18 protein-coding genes are annotated in these 15463 nt (G+C 72.6%); 11 read left to right on the top strand and 7 right to left on the bottom strand.

The features are described 5' to 3' along the window. Window position 1: 1 nt before the first annotated feature. A complete protein-coding gene (locus NMN56_RS21835; RefSeq protein WP_274042075.1) occupies window positions 2–442 on the top strand; it encodes a hypothetical protein in 441 nt (146 codons plus the stop codon). A gap of 207 nt (window positions 443–649) precedes the next feature. On the opposite strand, the gene NMN56_RS21830 is transcribed toward NMN56_RS21835, so the two are convergent. Further along, window positions 650–1582, bottom strand: a complete 933-nt coding sequence (locus tag NMN56_RS21830) for a Rieske (2Fe-2S) protein (protein ID WP_274042074.1) — start codon at window positions 1580–1582, stop codon at window positions 650–652. 327 nt (window positions 1583–1909) lie between these two features. Here NMN56_RS21830 and NMN56_RS21825 point away from each other — a divergent pair, with 327 nt between their 5' ends. Continuing rightward, window positions 1910–3706 carry a glycoside hydrolase family 15 protein gene (locus tag NMN56_RS21825; protein ID WP_274042073.1) on the top strand — a complete coding sequence of 599 codons (1797 nt, stop codon included), beginning with the start codon at window positions 1910–1912 and terminating at the stop codon, window positions 3704–3706. Between the two features lie 158 nt (window positions 3707–3864). Here the strand turns inward: NMN56_RS21825 and NMN56_RS21820 are convergent, their stop codons facing one another. From NMN56_RS21820 to NMN56_RS21805, 4 genes are all read right to left on the bottom strand, one after another. After that, window positions 3865–4002, bottom strand: coding sequence for a hypothetical protein (locus NMN56_RS21820; RefSeq protein ID WP_274042072.1), 138 nt, complete (start codon window positions 4000–4002; stop codon window positions 3865–3867). An 82-nt stretch (window positions 4003–4084) separates the two neighbouring features. Continuing rightward, window positions 4085–4873 carry an SDR family oxidoreductase gene (locus NMN56_RS21815; RefSeq protein ID WP_274042071.1) on the bottom strand — a complete coding sequence of 263 codons (789 nt, stop codon included), beginning with the start codon at window positions 4871–4873 and terminating at the stop codon, window positions 4085–4087. 53 nt (window positions 4874–4926) lie between these two features. Then, entirely contained in the window at window positions 4927–5496 is a 570-nt protein-coding gene (locus tag NMN56_RS21810; protein ID WP_274042070.1) for a DJ-1/PfpI/YhbO family deglycase/protease, read from the bottom strand. A gap of 239 nt (window positions 5497–5735) precedes the next feature. Then, a complete protein-coding gene (locus NMN56_RS21805; RefSeq protein WP_274042069.1) occupies window positions 5736–5963 on the bottom strand; it encodes a DUF5133 domain-containing protein in 228 nt (75 codons plus the stop codon). A gap of 375 nt (window positions 5964–6338) precedes the next feature. Here NMN56_RS21805 and NMN56_RS21800 point away from each other — a divergent pair, with 375 nt between their 5' ends. From NMN56_RS21800 to NMN56_RS21780, 5 genes are all read left to right on the top strand, one after another. Continuing rightward, window positions 6339–6734, top strand: a complete 396-nt coding sequence (locus tag NMN56_RS21800) for a DUF2795 domain-containing protein (protein WP_274042068.1) — start codon at window positions 6339–6341, stop codon at window positions 6732–6734. Window positions 6735–6765: 31 nt separating this feature from the next. After that, window positions 6766–7440, top strand: a complete 675-nt coding sequence (locus tag NMN56_RS21795; RefSeq protein ID WP_274042066.1) for an HAD-IA family hydrolase — start codon at window positions 6766–6768, stop codon at window positions 7438–7440. Window positions 7441–7610: 170 nt separating this feature from the next. Beyond that, window positions 7611–7844, top strand: coding sequence for a hypothetical protein (locus NMN56_RS21790; RefSeq protein WP_274042065.1), 234 nt, complete (start codon window positions 7611–7613; stop codon window positions 7842–7844). Window positions 7845–7959: 115 nt separating this feature from the next. After that, window positions 7960–8730 (top strand): S1 family peptidase, encoded by a 771-nt coding sequence (locus NMN56_RS21785; protein WP_274042064.1) that lies wholly within the window; start codon window positions 7960–7962, stop codon window positions 8728–8730. Window positions 8731–8822: 92 nt separating this feature from the next. Continuing rightward, window positions 8823–9353 (top strand): hypothetical protein, encoded by a 531-nt coding sequence (locus tag NMN56_RS21780; RefSeq protein ID WP_274042063.1) that lies wholly within the window; start codon window positions 8823–8825, stop codon window positions 9351–9353. 115 nt (window positions 9354–9468) lie between these two features. On the opposite strand, the gene NMN56_RS21775 is transcribed toward NMN56_RS21780, so the two are convergent. Together NMN56_RS21775 and NMN56_RS21770 are read right to left on the bottom strand one after the other, a co-directional pair. Beyond that, window positions 9469–10461 carry a hypothetical protein gene (locus NMN56_RS21775; RefSeq protein ID WP_274042062.1) on the bottom strand — a complete coding sequence of 331 codons (993 nt, stop codon included), beginning with the start codon at window positions 10459–10461 and terminating at the stop codon, window positions 9469–9471. Window positions 10462–10602: 141 nt separating this feature from the next. Next, entirely contained in the window at window positions 10603–11268 is a 666-nt protein-coding gene (locus NMN56_RS21770) for a PadR family transcriptional regulator (protein WP_274042061.1), read from the bottom strand. A 256-nt stretch (window positions 11269–11524) separates the two neighbouring features. On the opposite strand from NMN56_RS21770, the gene NMN56_RS21765 reads away from it, so the two are divergent. From NMN56_RS21765 to NMN56_RS21750, 4 genes are all read left to right on the top strand, one after another. Continuing rightward, on the top strand, window positions 11525–12337 hold the full coding sequence (locus tag NMN56_RS21765) for an ABC transporter ATP-binding protein (protein WP_274042060.1): 813 nt from the start codon (window positions 11525–11527) through the stop codon (window positions 12335–12337). Between the two features lie 3 nt (window positions 12338–12340). Further along, window positions 12341–13678, top strand: a complete 1338-nt coding sequence (locus NMN56_RS21760) for an FtsX-like permease family protein (RefSeq protein WP_274042059.1) — start codon at window positions 12341–12343, stop codon at window positions 13676–13678. Between the two features lie 233 nt (window positions 13679–13911). Further along, entirely contained in the window at window positions 13912–14496 is a 585-nt protein-coding gene (locus NMN56_RS21755; RefSeq protein ID WP_274042058.1) for a TetR/AcrR family transcriptional regulator, read from the top strand. Window positions 14497–14560: 64 nt separating this feature from the next. Continuing rightward, window positions 14561–15241, top strand: a complete 681-nt coding sequence (locus NMN56_RS21750; RefSeq protein ID WP_274042057.1) for a nitroreductase — start codon at window positions 14561–14563, stop codon at window positions 15239–15241. Window positions 15242–15463: the final 222 nt, after the last annotated feature.

Raw genomic sequence — 15463 nt, 5'->3', positions numbered from 1 at the left:
CGTGACTCACATCCGCAGGACCTATCGCACCCGTTGTCTCGTGGCGGGTCTGCTGACCGCCGGGCTCGTGGGCGCCGGCGCCACCGCAGCGGCGGTGACCGGCCCGCAGGACCCGGAACCCGCTCCCGCCGGGGCCTCGGTGGAGGCGTCCACCGATTCCCGGCCCGTCGTCAAGACGCACCACGCCACCGCCGACCACAAGGTGGTCAGGCCGTGGCAGGAGTTCCGTATCCACGGCAGGGTCACGGGCATCAGGCCCGGCACCCCCGTCGTGCTGCAACAGAAGCAGGGGGGAGTCTGGAGGAGCCTGCCTGCCAAGACCGCCGTCAACCGCGACAGCACCTACTCGCTGCGCGTGAAGCTCGGCCTGAAGGGCAAGAACGAGCTTCGCCTCGTCGCCGACCGCACGGTCTCCAACACCCTTGTGGTGACCGTCCGCTGAGTGACCGCCCGCTGACACCCGGGGCCGGGGCGGCCCGCCCTCGCGGCGAGCCCGCCCCGGCCAGGGGACGGTGCGGCCGGGAGCCCGCGTGACGCGTGGCCCCGGAACCGGGCCCCGGGGGCGGGCACTTGGGCTGGGCGCGGACCGTTCCCGTACGCCCGTACACCCCATGCGAACCGCTGCCGACCGAAGCGCGGCAGCCCCCGCTCACGCGTCCGGCAGCCGTACCTCCAGGACGCCGTCGGCGCGGACGCGGGTCTCGAAGGAGGGCTGGGGCGCTGTGGCGGGGCCCGCGAGGTTCCAGCCGTCCGACAGGCGGAAGACGCTGCCGTGCCGGGGACAGGTGACGCACCCGTCGGCCACCTCGCCGCCCGACAGCGAACCGGCCTCGTGGCTGCACCGGTCGGCGAGGACCCGTACGCCGTCGGATTCGCGGACGACCAGCAGCGGCACCTCGCCCAGCGTCGTCCTGGAGGGCCGCCCCAGGGAGTACGCCTCGGCGCGGCCCAGCGCGTGCCAGCCGGGCTCCACGATGTCGGACACGGACTCGGTCTTGTTGACGCCGCTGCCCTGCCGGTAGGCGAGGTGCCCGCCGAGGAGGGCACCGCCGCCGGCAGCGGCCAGCCCGGCGAAGCCCAGCAGCTTGCCGCGGCAGCGCCGCCCGCGCATACGTGCGGCGAGGGACGCCGTGTAGAGGCCGACGGCGAGGGAGTTGGAGGCCGCGTGCACCAGCCCGGTACGCATCTGCGGCTTGCGCTGCTCGGCCCAGTCCGTCCAGCCCGCGAGCGCGGCGGGCAGCGCGGCGAGCAGCCCGGCACCCACCAGGGCGCGGCTGGAGCGGTGGGTACCCGGCAGCAGGTCCAGGACGCCGGCCGACATCCAGGCACCCATGGGGAACTGCACCAGCGCGGGGTGGAGCGGGTGCCCCAGCCAGCCGCCGTGCAGCACGTCGCGTGCCGGGCCGAGCGGCAGCCCCCGTACGGCGCTGCGCAGCGGCCCGATGAGCGGGTCGAGGGCGCTGGTCCCCGACAACTTGTCCAGGGGGCCCGCGACGGGCGCCCTGGAGAGCGTGTCCGCGAGTGCGCGGGCCGGCGTACTCGGCGGGGTCCTGGCGCTGTCGTTCTCGACTTCGTATGACATATCGCTCCGGTTGCCACGCCTGACGGGAAGCAAACGGCCCCCGCGCCGCTCCACTCCGTCGGCCTCACTCCGGCCACCTGCGACGAGGCCGTTTCGGTGCGCCCGCGCGAGGTACGTATGAGCGACCACGTGCTGTGCCGGGCCGTACCGGGGCTGCGCCGTACCGGTTGCCGCTTCGGTCGCCGCGCCGGACGCGCGGCCGGTTACGCGCCGGTTCCGTGCCGGACGCCGTGCCGGTCGCGCGTGCCGGACGCCGTGCCCGTTCCGTCGGAGCTTCCGTACGGTCGGGGAACGGGACGAGCGGCTCACGAGAGGAGGTGGGAACGCATGGGCGAGTCGATGCCCTGGGCGCTGCGGAACTACGCGTTCCTCGGCGACGGTGAGCGCGGGGCCCTGGTCGGCCCGCGCGGCGAAGTGGTCTGGCTGTGCGCCCCTGGCTGGGACAGCGAGGCGGTCTTCTCCCAACTCATCGGCGGCGCCGGCGAATACGTGATCAGGCCCGAGGACGACTGGCACGTGTGGGGCGGCTCCTACGAGGACGGCTCCCTCGTCCATGTGTCCCGCTGGGTCGGGCCCGACACCGTGATCGAGTGCAGGGAGGCGCTCGCCCTGCCCGCCGAGCCCGAACGGCTCGTACTGCTGCGCCAGGTACGCACACGCCGTGCGCCCTCCGGCGGGGCGCGGGTGCGGCTGCTGCTCGACGCGCGGCCTGGCTTCGGCTCCGCCGGCATGGAGGGCCCCTACGCGGAAGGCCCGCACACGGAAGGCCCACATGCGGAAGGCCCCTGCGAGGGCGAGGGCCTGTGGACAGCGGCGGGCGGCGGACTGCGGCTGCGCTGCGCCGGTGTACCGGAGGCACGCGCGGAAGGCGGCGCGCTGCGCGCCGCCTTCACGCTGCGCGAGGGCGAACACCGCGACATCGTGGTGGAGATCGCCACCGAGCGCGCTGCGGCCCAGGCGCACCCGGGCAGCCTGGACGCGGCGCGGCTGTGGCGGCAGACCGAACAGGAGTGGCGCGAGGCGGTTCCCGACTGCGGCGAACTGCTCGCGCCGCGCGACGCGCGGCAGGCGTACGCCGTGCTGTACGGGCTGACCAGCGCGGCCGGCGGCATGGCAGCCGCCGCGACCACCTCGCTGCCCGAACGGGCCAACACCGGCCGCAACTACGACTACCGCTATGCCTGGCTGCGCGACCAGTGCTACGCCGGTATCGCCGTCGCCGCACACGGCCCGCACCCGCTCCTCGACCGCGCCGTCGCGTTCGTCACGGCCCGCGTGCTCGCCGACCGGGAGCGGCTGCGCCCCGCCTACACGGTGACCGGCGGCCCCGTGCCCGCGGAGCGCACGCTCTCGCTGCCCGGCTATCCCGGGGGCAGCGACCGGGTCGGCAACAGGGCGGGGGAACAGTTCCAGCTGGACACCTACGGCGAGGTCCTCCAGTTCTTCGCCGCCGCGGCACGCCACGGCCACCTCGACAACCCGGAGGCACGCGACGCCGTACGGGCCGCCGTGACCGCCGTCGAGCAGAACTGGGAGCTTCCCGACGCCGGGCTGTGGGAGCTGGAGGAGCGCTGGTGGACGCACTCCCGGCTGAGCGTGGTGACCGGGCTCCAGGCGCTCGTACCGCGGATGCCGGGCCCGGACGCCGAGCGCATGCGGGCACTCGCCGACACCGTCCTGGACGAGACCCGCCGCCGCTGTCTGCGCCCCGACGGCGTATGGGGACGCGCCGCCGACGACACCGGTGTGGACGCCTCGCTGCTGCTGCCGCTGGCGCGTGGCTGTCTGCCACGGGACCACCCGAGCGTCGCGCGCACGGTCCGTGCCGTCGAGAGCGAACTCTCCGAGGACGGCTTCCTCTACCGCTTCCGCCACGACGACCTGCCCCTGGCCGAGGCGGAGGGCGCCTTCCTGCTGTGCGGGTTCACGATGGCCCTGGCCGCCCGGCATCTGGGCGACCGGGAGGCGGCGCTGCGCTGGTTCGAGCGGTCACGCGCCGCGCACGGTCCGCCTGGCCTGTACGCGGAGGAATTCGACGTGGTGCAGCGCCAGTTGCGCGGCAACCTCCCCCAGGGCTTCGTCCACGCCGTACTCCTGGAGTCCGCCACCCTGCTCGCACGCTGACCACGCACGAAGCACGCACGAGGCTCTGACGCTGAGCACGCACGCGCGGATACGCGAACCCACCCGGGCGTGCGGCACGCCCCGGAACCGGGCGCGCGTCCCGGGGCCCTGGGTTCAGGCACAGACACCTGCACAGGCACCACGTTCAGGCCCCGCCTTCAGGCGCGGACCCTGCGTACGGCGGCCAGTCCCTCGGCGGCGACGCCGCCCACCGCCGTCGCGGCGGCGGCGAGCAGCGCGCGGTGGCGGGAGGCCCACGCCTGTGCGCTGCGGCCTCTGGCCTCGGTACTGAACACGCCCCGTGCGCCGTGGTCGGTGCTGCCCTCCGCGTCCCACGGGTGCCACAGGTTGCCGCGGGTCTCGTGCGCCGCTTCCGGCTCACGGGGCCGCCCCGGTCTGCTGGGCCTCGTATCCGGTCCTGGCCAGGTAACGGTCGAGCAGGCCCGGCGCGAACTTGTCGCCGAGCAGCGTGGCGACGGTCGAGCCGCCGACCCAGAACTCGCGGCGCTCGGGGTGGTCGGCCGCGTGCACGAGCGCACGCGCGGCCACCTCGGGCTGGTACACGGGCGGCACGGGGCGCGGCTGGGTGCGCAACCGCGACAACGCCCAGGAGAGCTGCGGGGTGTTGAGCCCGGGAAGCTGCGGCATCGTCACCCGTACGCCGCTGCGCTCGTGCAGCAGCTCGCAGCGCAGCGACTCGTGGAAGCCCTGGATGGCGTGCTTGGCCGCGCAGTAGGCGGCCTGGAGCGGAACGCCACGGTACGCCGGCGCCGAACCCGTCTGCACGATCGTTCCCCGGTCGCGGGGCACCATCCGGCGCAGCGCGGGCAGCGTGCCGTGCACGCACCCCAGATACGTGACCTCCGTCGCCCGCCTGAACTCCGCTGCGCCGACCTCCGTAACGGGCCCGAACACGGTGGCGAAGGCGGCGTTCACCCACACGTCCACGGGGCCCCGGTTCGCGTTCGATCCGGTCGGCCGCCGCTTCGACGGCATCGGCATCTGCGACATCGACGGCAGCGGCAGGGCCTCGCCGCCTGCCTCCCGTACCTCGTGCGCTGCGCGCTCCAGCCCCTCGGCTCCCCGGGCCAGCAGCGCGACGGCGGCCCCCCGCGCCACGAACAGCCGCGCGGTCGCGCGCCCCACACCCGCGCTCGCACCCGTCACGACCACGACGTCCCGGTGCGCGGACGGACGCCTCCCCTCGCCCACGGCGCGGGTCAGGCCGCAGCGCCGGTGAGCGTGGCGTCGATCTCCTGGAGGAAGTGGTCCAGGTCGTCGGGGGTGCGCGAGGTGATGAGCGTCCAACCGCCCGAGCTGTCCCGCACGGCCGACCTGTCGGTCCAGTCGCCTCCGGCGTTGCGGATGTCCGTGGCGAGCGAGGCGTACGAGGTGAGCGACTTGCCCTGGACGACGGCGGCCTCCACCAGCGTCCAGGGGCCGTGGCAGATCGCCGCCACGGGGCTGCCCGCCGAGGTGAACGATCGGACGATGTCGACGGCCGTGTCCTGCTGGCGCAGCGCGTCGGCGTTGAGGGTGCCGCCGGGGAGGAGCAGCAGGTCGTACGCCGCGGGGTCCGCCTCGGCCAGTGTCATCGTCGGCTCGACGCTCTGGCCTGGGTCCTTGTCGCCCACGAGCGTCTGGACGGGGTCGGCCGAGACGGCCGCCAGGTCCACATCGGCGCCGCTGTCCCGCAGGTGCTGCATCGGGACGAGAAGCTCGTCCTGTTCGACGCCGTAGTTGGAGACCAGCGCGAGAACGCGCCTGCCTGTCAGGTTCTTGTCCGCCATGTCTCTCTCCCTGCGCGGGTTCTTCCTGGCTGTCCCGGACTCCCCCGCGTCTTCCAACGTAGATCAGGGCCGCCGGGCCCGCAGAACGAGCAGCCCGGCGCCGCGCCCGCGACCCGAACCGCCGGCCTACCGGCCATGCGCCACCGGGCCATCAGCCACCGGGCTACGGGCTACGGGCTACGGCCCTCGGGCCACGAGGTCACCGGGCCACGAGGTCAGACGCTCAGGCACTCACGTACTCAGGCACTCAGCACGGAGTCGTCCAGCGGCCGGGCGCCGGGCAGCCGGTGCCGCGCCGCGACCAGTGCGGCGTCCACGTCCTTGGTGCCGGTGGAAACGCACAGCGTGTAGGCCACATCTCCCAGCCGGCGGCGCGCGTCGGGGCTGCCTGTCCTGGCTTCGAGCGCGACGAGCGTCTCGTAGGAGTCGACGAGATCGTCCAGCATCGCGGGGTGGGCCATCAGCATGGTGTCCCCTTCCCTCGGGTGGCTTGCGGATCATGGGACGGGTGCCCGGCACCCGCACTCTCATGCACCGCGTCCCACGCCCGCGCCGCACCCGCACTCTCCCGCACGACACGCGCCGCACCCGCGCCCTCCCGCCCGTACGGCACCCGCACTCTCCCGCCGGTACGGCACCCGCACCCTCCCACCCGCGACCCGGCGGTACGGGCTCCGGGGTGTTTCCCGCCCGCTGCCTGCGGTTACACGGTCCGCCTACGGCTTCGCCGAGCCGGTCGGCGTCCACCGATCGCAGCAACAGCGTTGATTGCCCGACCCCGGTCGGTGGCAGCGATGACCGTGTTGCCCGTGCCGCCACGGGAGAGCGCAGAGGAGAGCCCCATGCAGGAGAACGACAAGAACAGCCCGCTGCGAGACGACGAGGCCAAGAAGCGGCTCCAGGGGGAGCTGGCCTCCAACCGGGAGGAGGAGCGGTTGCTGGAACCCTCGGGCGAGGATCAGCCCGAGCCGGGTTCCGACCCGCAGGCGCTGCGCACCGGGTCCACGCCCGAGGGCATGACCCCGCGGGACGTGGAACTGCGCACCGAGCTGGCCCAGCACCTCGGCCGCCACCTCTACCCCGTGGACCGCGACGGGGTCGTCGACGCCCTGCGCGAGCAGCACGCCCCCGACCGTCTGGTGGAGCTGGCCGGGCGGCTGCCGATGGAGAAGCAGTACGCGAACGTCCAGGAAATCGTGCGGGACCTGGGCATCGGCACCGAGCAGCGCCGCCGGTGAGAGTGGCCGTGACAGGTGGAAGGGGCGCCGCGTGAACGCACCACCGCAGGCCGTCGCCTTCGACGTCCTGGAAACCCTGATGGACCTGGACTCCCTGGGCACGCGGTTCGAGGAGATCGGCCGGCCCGCGGCCCTCCTCCAGCCGTGGTTCCTGCGCGTCCAGCGCGACTGCATGGCGCTCGCGCTCAGCGGTCCCGACCCCGGCTTCTTCGACGTCGCGCGGCAGGCGCTGCACACCGAGAGCGGCCAGTCGGTGACGGACGAGGAGATCACTCACGTCCTCGACGGGTTCGCCGAACTGCCCGCGCACCCGGACGCGGAGCCCGCCATGCGCAGGCTGCGCGGCGCCGGTGTCCGTGTAGGCTGCCTGACCGTGGGCGAGGCCGCGCCCACCTGGACGTTCCTGGAACGCACGGGCCTGGCGCCGCACGTCGAACACGTGGTCACGGCCGGTGAGACGGGCACATGGAAACCCGCGCCCGGGGTGTACCGCACGGCCGCCGAACGCATGAACGTCGCCCCTGACCGGATGGCCCTGGTCGCCGTGCACGCTTGGGACTGCCACGGCGCCAAGCGCGCGGGGTGCGTGACCGGTTGGTGCGACCGGCTGGAACGGATCCACGCCGACGTGTTCCTCCGTCCCGATGTCACGGGCCGGGACCTGACCGAGGTCGCCGACCGCCTGCTGGCCCTGAGCAGTGGCTGACACCACGCCGCCGCGGCCCCCGTCCCCCAAACCGGCTCCGGCCCCCACGAACCGGCCCACCACTGACAACGACCGGCCCACCACCGGCCGTTGACGCACCCGTCACCGGCCGTTGACGCACCCGTCACCGGCCGGTGAAGACCATTCGCACCCCCGACAGGAGAGAGACCATGGCGAAATGTGAGACCTGCGGCAACGACTACGACCTGGCCTTCGAGGTACGCACCGTGGGCGGCACCCACACCTTCGACAGCATCGAGTGCGCGGCGCACAAGCTCGCGCCCGTCTGTGAACACTGCCAGTGCCGCATCCTGGGGCACGGGCTGCAGGGCGGCGGCCAGTTCTTCTGCTGCGCGCACTGCGCCCGCATGAGCGGAAAGCCCGAACTGGCCGACCGCGTCTGACAGTTGGGGCCGCCACACGCGGACCCAACCGCTACGCGAAGCCTTACGCCCGTGGCCCGTCTCGGCGACAATGAGCGCGTTCGTCACCGTCGCCCGACCACCCCGGGGAGGCGCCGTGCGCGCCGTTCGTGTCGTACGAGCTGTCCACGCCATCCGCACCGTACGGGCCCGGCGTGCGCCACGGGCCCCGCACCTCGGCCCCCTCGGCCTGGGCGTACTGCTGGCGCTACTGGCGCTGCTGCTGACGGGCACACCAGCTACCGCCGCCGCTCCCCCGGCCTCAGCACCGCGGGCTCCCACGGGCGAGGCCGCGGGGGTCGTGCGCGGCGGGGACACCCTCTACTCCAGCGCCATACGCTGCACCGTCGCGCTCAACGCCACGAACGGCAGCGGCTTCTACGGCATCATGCCGGGCCGCTGCGGAATCGTCGGCACCCGCTGGTTCGCCGACCCCCAACTGAGCATCCCCGTAGGGGTGACCGTGGCCGCCACGTTCCCCGGCTCCCACTACTCCGTACTGCGCTACACCAACCCCGACCTGACGTACCCCAGCGAGGTGTCCACCCCCCTGGGGCCCCGGCGCATCGAACGCGCCTCCCAGCCGCTCATCGGCCTGTCCGTCTGCCAGTCGGGCCGCGCGACCGGCTGGCAGTGCGGCACCGTCACCGCGGTCAACGTCTCCGTCAACTACCCCGAGGGCACCGTGCACGGCCTCTTCCGGACCACCCTGTGCGCAGCCCCCGGTGAGTCGGGCGCCCTCACCGTCTCCGGCAACGACGCCATCGGCATCCTCGTGTCCGGCGGCAACTGCGCCTCCGGCGGCTCCTCCTTCCACCAGCCCGTGTCCGAACCCCTCTCAGCCCTCGGCCTGAGCGTCGGCTATTAGACCGCCTCTTCTGTGGCAGCCAGCTATACACATGGTGTATAGTACCCACGGGGTGACAGCCTCATGGACACCTGGCGAGCTACGGAGGACTGATGAGTGAGCCGTCGAGCGCGGGAGGGGAAGGCGCCCTGCCTCGTTTCCGAGTCGAGCTGGAAAGCCCCGAGGAGAGGATCCGCCGCGCGACCCAGGTGCATGCGGGCACCATGGAGGAGGCCCTGGCAAAGGTCCGCGAGGGCGACGGGTGGCCGGATGCCGGGCCGGGCAGTGACCCCGGCCGATTTCGTGTGGTGGAGGCGGCGGAGGAGGGGGCCGAAGGTGAGGCCCGGCGAGACAGGAATGCGCGCCGCCGCTACCTCAACACCATCGTCGAGTCCGGCCTCACGGTGCTGGGTAAGTCTGTGCCCGAGCGCCCGCACGCGGAGTTCTCAGATGTTCTGTGCGACTTCTTCACCCGCGCCGTCGTGCTGCCCGGCCACTACCCTTTCACCTCCGGAGACGAGGACGGGGACGGCAACCGCTTGCTCCACCAGCACGGCGGGGCCGCTGTGCTGGCTGAACTCCTCATCAAGCATCTCGCCGGCCACGGACTGACGGTGACTCAGGCCGCCAACGACCAGGCATAGACGCTGAGGCGGTACCGCGCCGCCCGGCTGCGACACCCAACTCCCTCCCGTCTGACGGGCGTTAGGGGCCTACGGGCCCAAGGACCCAAAGGCCCAAGGACCTACGGGCCTACGGTCAGCGCCCGTGCCCGTACTCCCCCACCAGCACCCTCATGGTCTCGAACGCCGGTTTCGGTGTGTAGTCGTCGGTGGTGAGGCCGAAGCGGTGGAAGAGACCGGGCTCGCCCGTGTCGGCGTCGCGGAGGGCGAAGTGGGTGTAGCCACTCAGGCCCAGTTCCCCGGCGTGCGCGGCAACGACGCGTACGACGGTGTCGAGGACCTCGGCCTGGCGGTGCGGCGGCCGATCCGGCCCCGTTGGCCAGCCGTGTTCGGTGATGTGGAGGGGCAGCCGTCCCAGTCCGGCGGGGGCGAGGAGCCCTTCGCGGTGGTGGCGCAGCAGCCCTTCGACGGCGGCGGTCAGCTCGGCAGCGGCCACGGGCCGGAACACGTCGGGGAAGAAGTCGAGCCCCACGTAGTCCAGTTCGCGGATGAACTCCGCCCCTCCGTACTCCGTCAGTCCGGCGAGGAAGGAGGCGGCGGGTCCGAACAGCGGAGTGGTGTTGAAGCCGACCCGCAGCCCGCCGTGGCCCAGTTCACGCGCCCGCGCCTTGGCCGCGTACACCCCGCTGACCAGGGCCTCCCGCACCCGCGGGTAGTGGCCGTCGAGCGTCGCGACGGTGGTGACATTGGGCTCCTCGGTGATCTGGAGCGTGTCCGTGACCGCGCCGTACTGCTCGACGAGTTCGCGGACGAACGCGCAGTAACCGTCCACGTCTCCCGAAGCCGACTGGTACTGCGCCACGAGGTCCAGGCGGCGCCCCCGCACGGCGTACTGCCACGCGTCGGCCGGAGTCGCCGTCGCGTGCGGGCCGCCGAGACGGGTGGTGTCGTCGAACCCCGTGTAGGCGCGCACCAGGAAGGGGCGCCCCGGAACGCCCTGGAGCCGGTCGAGTGCGGCGCTCACCCGCGCGGGCTCGTCGGGCGGCCCCCCGGCGAGCCCGCCTGTGTCGTCCCCGGCAACTCCCCCCGGATACACCCCGAAGAGCAGTCCTTCACTCGCGGTCTGCATGATGACGCGGTTCCTCTCGCTGGCTGGTCGGAACGGTGTGCAGGGCCGTGACCTGTGACCCTGTGGCCGGGACCCAAAGCCGCGGCCTGTGGCTTGTGACCGTGACCCGTGGCCGTGACCCGTACGGTGGTGGCCGTACGGTCAGCGTTCCGGTTGCCCGGACTCCGCCGGGGCGGCGGACGCAGCCGGCCCGGAATCCGACGACCCCGCCCCGGACCCTGCCCCGGACCCCGCCGGTCCGGCCGGCCACTCCAGGGCCCCGGTGCGGATGTCGTCAACGATCGCGTCGATCCAGGCCAGTTCGGCCCGGGCGAGGCTCAGCGCGTACTCCGCCTCGATGACGTGCAGCCGCGGCACACCGGAGGCCAGCGCTTCGGCGAGGCGCTCCTCGTCGGCCGCCGTACGTTCCCGCAGGCGCCCGGCGCGCTCGGTCAGCGCCTCGGCGGCTCCGCCGGGCCCGAGGGCGCCGAGGTAGGTGACCGCGCCCAGAAAGCGGGAGAACTCCCGCTCCGGGTTGCGGATACGGGAGTCCAGCTGCCGCACGAGTTCACCGTGCCCCGTCGGCGTGAGCGCGTAGACCGTCCTCTCCGGGCGGTTCCCCGCACGCTGCTGGCCCTGCGCCGCCACCCAGCCGGCCTCGGCCAGCGCGGCGACGACGTTGTAGAGCGAGCCCCTGTTCAGCGCCGCGGCGTTGTTGTCGCTACGTTTCCGCAGCTCGGCGAGCATCTGATACGGGTGCGACGGCTGTTCGAGCAACAGGCCGAGCACGGCGGGCACGAGCGGATTGTCCAGAGTGCGGCGTGGCATGGTCGAACTCTAACAGTCCAAATAGACTATATGCGCCGACCCCACCGGGCCAGGGGAACGCACGCGTTCTGGACCCCCGAGGTGGGTGTACCAAGCGACACCCCCGGCCGGGGTGTCAACCCGACCGCACCCGGGTCGTACGCCCATCGCGCTCCGAAGCGGCGGTTTCTAGGTTCGTAAGTGGCGCCAAGTGACGTGTATCCGCACCTGGTTGGCCCGTGACGACACATACGAGTTCCCGACCGAGGAGTGACCCATGTCAGCGTTTCGTGGCAGGAAGAGCCCTGAGTCCGTTGGCGGCGCTGAGGCGCTGCGACTGGTCGGCGTACGGAAGGTCTACGGTGCGGCCGACGCGGCAGTCGCCGCGCTGGACGGGGTGAGCCTGAGCCTGCCGCCCGGCACCTTCACCGCCGTCATGGGCCCCTCGGGATCGGGCAAGTCGACGCTCCTCCAGTGCGCCGCCGGGCTCACCCGGCCCGACGAGGGCCAGATCCTGATCGACGGGGTCCCGATGACGGGCGGCGGCGAGAAGCAGCTGACGAAGTTCCGCCGCAACCGGATCGGGTTCATCTTCCAGCAGTACAACCTGATGCCGACGCTCAATGTCGCCGAGAACGTGACGCTCCCGCTGAAGCTCGCTGGGCGCCGCGCCGACCCCGAGCGCACTCGTACCGTACTGGCGCAGGTCGGTCTCGCCGACCGCCTCGCCCACCGGCCCGACCAGCTGTCGGGCGGCCAGTGCCAGCGTGTCGCCATCGCCCGCGCGCTGGTCGCCGAGCCCAGCATCGTGCTGGCCGACGAGCCGACAGGCGCGCTCGACATGAAGTCGGCCCGCGACGTGCTGTCCCTTCTGCGGGAGGCCGTCCATGCGCACGGCCGTACGGTCGTGATGGTCACCCACGACCCGCTCGCCGCCTCCTACGCGGACACCGTGCAGTTCCTCGCCGACGGACAGCTGGCCGGCTGGATCGCCGCGCCCACCCCGGACAGCGTCGCCGAGCGCCTCGCCCACCTCGGGGACCCCGCCCACCAGGCCGCCACCCCGCACCACCAGCCGATCGGAGCCTGAGCCATGCTGACCCTCGCCTGGCGCTCCGTGCGCCACCGCCCCGCACGGCTGATCGCCACCCTGCTCGCCGCCTTCCTCGGCTCCGCGATCACCATGATGTTCAACTCCCTGCACGACACGGCCGCCGCCTCCGGCGTCGACGCCAGAAGCAGCGAGTCGCTGTCGCTGACGGGTGGCGTGGTCGGCGGGTACGGCACGCTGCTGGTCTTCTTCGCCATCGCCTCCACGCTCACCGTCAACGTCCGCCAGCGCGAGGCGGAGATGCACCTGCTGCGCTGCACGGGCGCGACGCCCGGCCAGATCCGGCGGATGGTGACGGGTGAGGCGGCTGCGGTCGCGCTGCTGGGCGTACTGCTCGCGATCGTTCCCGCCATGCTCGGCGGGCAGGCCCTGGTCGCCGAGTTCCGCGACACGGGGCAGGTCGCGGGGAACGTCGAGCACACCTTCGGGCCCGTCGCGCTCGGCGCGGGTCTCGCCGTCACCCTGGTCTCGGCCGTCGGCGCCGCCGCGCTCGCGGTACGCCGCGCGGCCAAGGCGGCCGAGGGGCGGCGCCCGCGTGCCCGACTGCGCACCGCGGGCGGCCTGTTGGCGCTGGTCGCGGGCGTCGGCTCGATGGGCACCGCGTTCTCCATGGACGCCAAGGACTCGGCTCTGATGGCGCCGGCGGCCTACGGTTCCATCCTGCTCTCGCTCGGCTTCGCCGTCTTCTCCCCCGCGCTGCTGCGCGTCCTGCTGGTCCGCTTCAGCCGTCCCGTCTCCGCCCTCACGGGCGGGGGCGGCTACATCGCCGTACGCAACCTGCGGCGCCGGGCCGAGCAGCTGACCGGCATTCTCATGCCGTTGATGCTGTTCGTGGGCATCGCCACCGCCACGCTCTACCTCCAGGGCATCGAAAGCGACGCGATCACCGCCTCGGGGATGAAGAAGTCCGTCGAGGACAAGAACCTGGAGACCGTCAACCTGGTCGTCGTCGGCATCATCGTCGTGTTCGCCTGCGTCATGCTGATCAACACCCTGTACGCGACGACGGCGTACCGCAGCCGCGAGTTCGGCCGCCAGCGGCTGGCCGGTGCCACCCCGCGCCAGGTGCTCGCGACCGTCGCGACCGAGAGCCTCGTCCTGGTCGTCACCGGCGTCTTCTTCGGCACCCTGGCCGCGTTCGCCGGAATCCTGACCTTCACCTCGGTACGCACCGACGAGACGATGCCCAGCGGGCAGGGGCCGGGGATCTGGCTCACCATCGCCGCACTGGCCGTGACCGCCACCTTCGTCACGAGCCTCATCACGGCCCGCCGCACCCTGCGCACCCCGGCGGTCGAAGCGGTCGCCGTCGCCGCCTGAACGCGTCGCCACGCACGCCCCGCAGGCGGGCCCGGAGACGTTCCGGGCCCGCCTCCTTTGCGTGTGGCTGCCGCACCTCCCTCACGCGTGGCTGCCGCGCCGGCTCCCTGGTCAGGGCACGGTTGACGCCCCGCGTACCGATCGGTACTGTCCCCTGCGTACCGATCGGTACCCAGCGATGCGTAGCACCGTCCGGGGCGCCGAACCGAGCACGTACCCCAAGGAGACGACACGTGGCGGAAGCCGAGCAGCAGCGCTCACCCGCGGGGCAGCGGGTGTGGGAGACCGCGTGCGAGATGTTCTATCGCGAGGGCATTCACTCGGCGGGCGTGGCGGAGATCGCGGAACGTTCCGGGGTCGGGAAGCCGACCATCTACCGCAACTTCGCGTCCAAGGACGGGCTCGCGCTGGCCTATGTGAACGCCAAGGCGGTATCCCCGCGCGCCTGGCTGGAGTCGGCGCGCGCGGCCTGTTCCGACGACCCGCCGGCCCAGCTCCGGCAGGTGATCGCCGACATCGCCGACCAGATCAGCGAGCCCGGGTTCCGGGGCTGCCCGCTGGTGAACGCGTCCGTGGAGTTCCCCGACCGCGACCACCCGGTCCGTGCCGCCGTGGAGGCCCGCAAGGCCGAATACCTCGACCTGTTCACGGAGTTGGTGACTCCGCTCCCCGTCCGCGACCCCGAGTCCCTCGCCTACATGCTCCAGATGCTGGTGGAAGGCGCCAGTGTCACCACCCAGATCTACTCCCCCGAGAAGTCGGCGGCAGCGCTGAAGGACGCGGCGGACCGCGTCATCGCCTCCTACATGGAGCGCTGACCCGCACCACCCCGGCGCCGCGGCCGTACAGGCACATTCCCCGCCCACGAACCAAGGAAGGCTCATGTCCACAGCTCAACTCCCCGACTACGCGCACGAACTGATCCGGGGCAGGCGTGCCACCCGCGCCTTCAGGCCCGACCCCGTGCCCGAGGACACCCTGCGGGAGGTCTTCGCCCTGGCGAGCGCGGCTCCGTCCAACTCCAACACCCAGCCCTGGCATGTCGAGGTCGTCAGCGGTGCCGTCCGTGACCGCCTGAGCGAGGACCTGCTCGCGGCCCACGCGAGCAACCACCTGTCCCTGGACTTCCCCTACGACCACGACATGTACGCGGGCCCCCTCGCCGAGCGCCGCCGCGAGGCGGGGGAGGCGATGTACGGCGCGCTGGGCATCGGCCGGGACGAGCACGGCAAGCGCGAGGCGTTCAACGCGGAGAGCCTCAGGTTCTACGGCGCACCGCACGTGGCGCTGCTGTTCATGCCGCCCAACGCCGAGGAACGAATGGCAGCCGACGTCGGCATGTACGGCCAGACCCTGCTCCTGTCCCTCGCCGCCCACGGCATCGCCAGCTGCCCCCAGGGACTGCTCAGCTTCTACGCCGACACCATTCGCGCCTCGCTCGGCATCGAGAACCGGAAGATCCTCTTCGGTGTCTCCTTCGGCTACGCGGACACCACGGCCCCCGTGAACAGCGTCGCGGTACCCCGCGCCGCACTGCACGAGACGACCCGCTTCCACTCGTAACCCCCGCCGCTCCGCCGAACGGTTCGACGCCGCCTTCCTCCAGCTCCACACCCGCGTCCCGGGCGACCTCGTCCAGAAGTCCGTCAACTACCGCACGGCCTCGCCGCCCTCGGCAACACCTCGCCCCGCACGGCGGCCGGTTCAGCCCCCAGGACTTCACCCGCGAGTCCGACCGAGGCGCGGCCAGACCCGATTCCTCACGGAAGTGGAGAGGCTGCGGGA

Origin of the sequence: Streptomyces iconiensis, from assembly GCF_028657195.3 — a bacterium.
Classification (GTDB): Bacteria; Actinomycetota; Actinomycetes; order Streptomycetales; family Streptomycetaceae; genus Streptomyces; species Streptomyces iconiensis.
Note: the sequence above shows the minus strand (reverse complement) of the source record. Positions and strands in the feature narration are given on the sequence as shown.